Source organism: Streptococcus mitis, assembly GCF_003942995.1.
GTDB classification, from domain to species: domain Bacteria; phylum Bacillota; class Bacilli; order Lactobacillales; family Streptococcaceae; genus Streptococcus; species Streptococcus mitis_CV.
Genome location: NZ_RJOH01000037.1, coordinates 1 through 3,073, shown reverse-complemented (window position 1 = coordinate 3,073; position 3,073 = coordinate 1). Strand labels below are relative to the sequence as shown.

The 3,073-nt window shown below is 35.6% G+C and carries 2 protein-coding genes and 1 pseudogene; 2 read left to right on the top strand and 1 reads right to left on the bottom strand.

Annotated elements, in window-relative coordinates; all coding sequences use genetic code 11:
• The coding region (locus D8836_RS10970) for a helix-turn-helix domain-containing protein (protein ID WP_142999086.1) at positions 1–660 on the top strand (660 nt) is incomplete at its 5' end.
• Positions 661–845: 185 nt separating this feature from the next.
• Positions 846–1,223 (top strand): annotated as a pseudogene (locus D8836_RS10965) (tyrosine-type recombinase/integrase); the annotation flags it as partial.
• 537 nt (positions 1,224–1,760) lie between these two features.
• Here the strand turns inward: D8836_RS10965 and D8836_RS10960 are convergent.
• Positions 1,761–3,041, bottom strand: coding sequence for an SIALI-17 repeat-containing surface protein (locus tag D8836_RS10960; protein ID WP_474104102.1), 1,281 nt, complete (start codon positions 3,039–3,041; stop codon positions 1,761–1,763).
• Between the last annotated feature and the right edge of the window lie 32 nt (positions 3,042–3,073).

The following is a 3,073-nucleotide window of genomic DNA, read 5'->3' as shown; positions in this document are numbered from 1 at the left end:
GTTCCACATAGTTTTCCAACTTCTTTTAAAACAGAAACTCTTTCAATTACTTTTTTAGATACCTTAAGTGAATACGAATTAAGAGAAAAAATTAATTCACTTACTTATAATTCTCAAATTCCTACTTTCACACTACAACAAATTTTACTAGATTGGACTCAACAAATAGGAATATATCTAGATCAAAAAGGAATTTCGGCACATAAATTGTTCCAAAATAGCACTCATGATTTCTTATTCCAACGACGCTTTCATTCAATTGAATCTTTTCAGGATTACTTTGATTATTATTGGTCACATGCTAAGAAATTTGCAACAAACATTGAAAACCAGAAAAATAGTATTCAACGTATTGTCGAATACATAGATCATCACTACTATGAGGATATAAATCGTTCTATATTAGCAGATATGGTTTATCTCAGTGCAGATCATTTAGCTAGAATTTTTAAAAAAGAAACTGGAGAAACTCTTGTTAAATATATAACGGATAAGCGCATTAATGCTGCTAAATCTCTCCTATCTCAAACAAATATCTCGATATCACAAGTATCCTGTCAAGTAGGGTATGATAATTATTCTTACTTTACTAAAATTTTTAAGCAAAGGACTGGACTTTCTCCTGGAGATTACCGTAAAACATATCAAAATAAAATGTAAGCAATTTAAATCATTGAAATGATAAGTAAAATTCAAGGTCTGTAGTAATTTTTGAAATTCTACAGTTTTTCCAAAGATAAGTTAAATGATAATTTTTTAGATTATCATCAGCACAATATCTTTCAGTCCAACATAGCTCCAAAAATTTCTTTAAAATTGTTGATAAGGCAACTTCTTAAAAATAGCAACAAAAATATGAACTAGCAAAGTTTGGCATCATCAGTAATCCAGAACAATTTGTTTTTACATATATCGACACAAAAGGAAACATCAACAAGCCTTTACATGCTGACTATCTAAACAATAAAATGAAAAATATCAGAAAGCGATATAAAGAACTAGCACATGTTGTACCTCATAAACTGCAACATACAGGAGCGACACTTGCAAAACAAGCAGGACTCTCACTCGAAGCTATTTCAGAAGCTTTAACTCACATTGATAAAGAAGTAACTAAGACTTATGTCAACACAAAAGATACTGTAAATCAGACAGTTGCAGATATTGCATTTCGTAGTCTAAAAAATGATGGAGTGAATTTTAGGGTAACTCTTGATTTTTAGACAAAAAAAGACATCCAAGAGAAAATTCTTGAATGCCTGTAAACGTTGATATAATCGTATTGATTAACGTTTACAGGCAACTGACCTCGTCAGGTTGCAGCCACATTTGCAAGCGACTAAAGCCGTAACAACTGTGTCAATTGCACCAATTTAGTAAGAAAGTACAAAAAGAACACCCCGAAAGGTGCTCTTTGTAAGTATAGTAATTCTTTCGAATTAACGTTTACTAAATTGTGATGCTTTACGAGCTTATATCTTAAGAGCTGGTTTTTTCTACATTATGATATTTATGGTAAATTATCACTGAAATCAAGTTCTTTTAAGAGATAAATCCTCAATTTTTACATATATAACCCTTTTAAAAATCAAGAGGTTATCAAAGGGTTATTACTTTTTAGTTTTCGGAGCTTATGTAGTTGAGAAAGAAATACAATAAAATTAATAATACAACATCCCCTAACAATTACTGACCGTTAGGGGATATTTCTATTCACCGAATATATTTTACATTCTTGTATTCATTAACTTCGTCAAAGATCATTCTTCGTCTTCTTTTTTACTTAAAATGAAGAAGCCTAATCCAAAAAGAATTGAACTTGTTGCTACAGATAAGAGTCCTAAACTATTTGCCGTACCAGTTTTCGGCAAGGTTGTTTGAGTTTCTTTCTGTTTCACTTCATCTTTTTCTGGTTGAGCATGTGTTTCATTTGTAGGAACATGAAGAGCATCTGGAGTCTGTTCAGGTTTCACATTATCATTTGTTTGAGTTACTCCTGAAGAGGCAACTTTTCTAAAGATATGTGTAACTACTTCTCCATTTTCATCTACTTCAGTTCTTACAAATTCATAACCTTCGATTTCACCATGTTCAAATGCTTCATTTTCCTCACCTAATACTTTAGGAGTTTTCGCATCTGCTGGTTTCAACTCATTACCGTTTTCATCAACCCATTTAGTAATAATCAGTTTAACTTTTGGTAATTGAGCTGGTTCTGGAAGTTCACCATTTATAGCAATGTTCCCATTAAACTCTGAGAACTCATGAGTTGGTGCATCCGGTGTACTTGTTCCACCCATAAACTCAGGAATATCTACACTTGGTGGTATGATGAGGTTTCCATTTCCATCTACACCAGTCGATCCAATTGGGTCTGTGTATTCTGGCACTTCACTTATTGGTGCATCCGGTGCGTTTACACCTCCTGTGAAGTCTGGTGCTTCTACTATTGGTGGTACGATGAGATTTCCATTTTCATCTACTCCAGTTGAACCAATTGGGTCCGTATAGTCTGGAATTTCGTTTGTCGGTGCATCCGGTGTGTTTACGCCTCCTGTGAAGTCTGGTGCTTCTGGTTGTGTTTCTGGAGTGCCTTTAACATTTATTTGACGGACAGTCAGCTTCACTGGAACTTCTTCGCTTGTGCCATCTGGGTAACGAACGATCACTGTTCCGGATACTTCGCCTGGTTGTCCTACGGCTGTATTTGGTGCGCCATCTTTCCATTCAAACGTTGTTTTCGGTGGTAAGCTGTCCACATTGCCAATGCTGTTTCTTGCTTCTGGTACTGCTCCATTGTCCACTGTTTGGACTGTTGGTTCTGGTTTGTACGTGTCTGCTTGTCCTTTGACATTGACTTTCACTGGAACTTCTTCGCTTGTGCCATCTGGGTAACGAACGATCACTGTTCCGGATACTTCGCCTGGTTGTCCTACGGCTGTATTTGGTGCGCCATCTTTCCATTCAAACGTTGTTTTCGGTGGTAAGCTGTCCACATTGCCAATGCTGTTTCTTGCTTCTGGTACTGCTCCATTGTCCACTGTTTGGACTGTTGGTNCTGGTTTGTACGTGT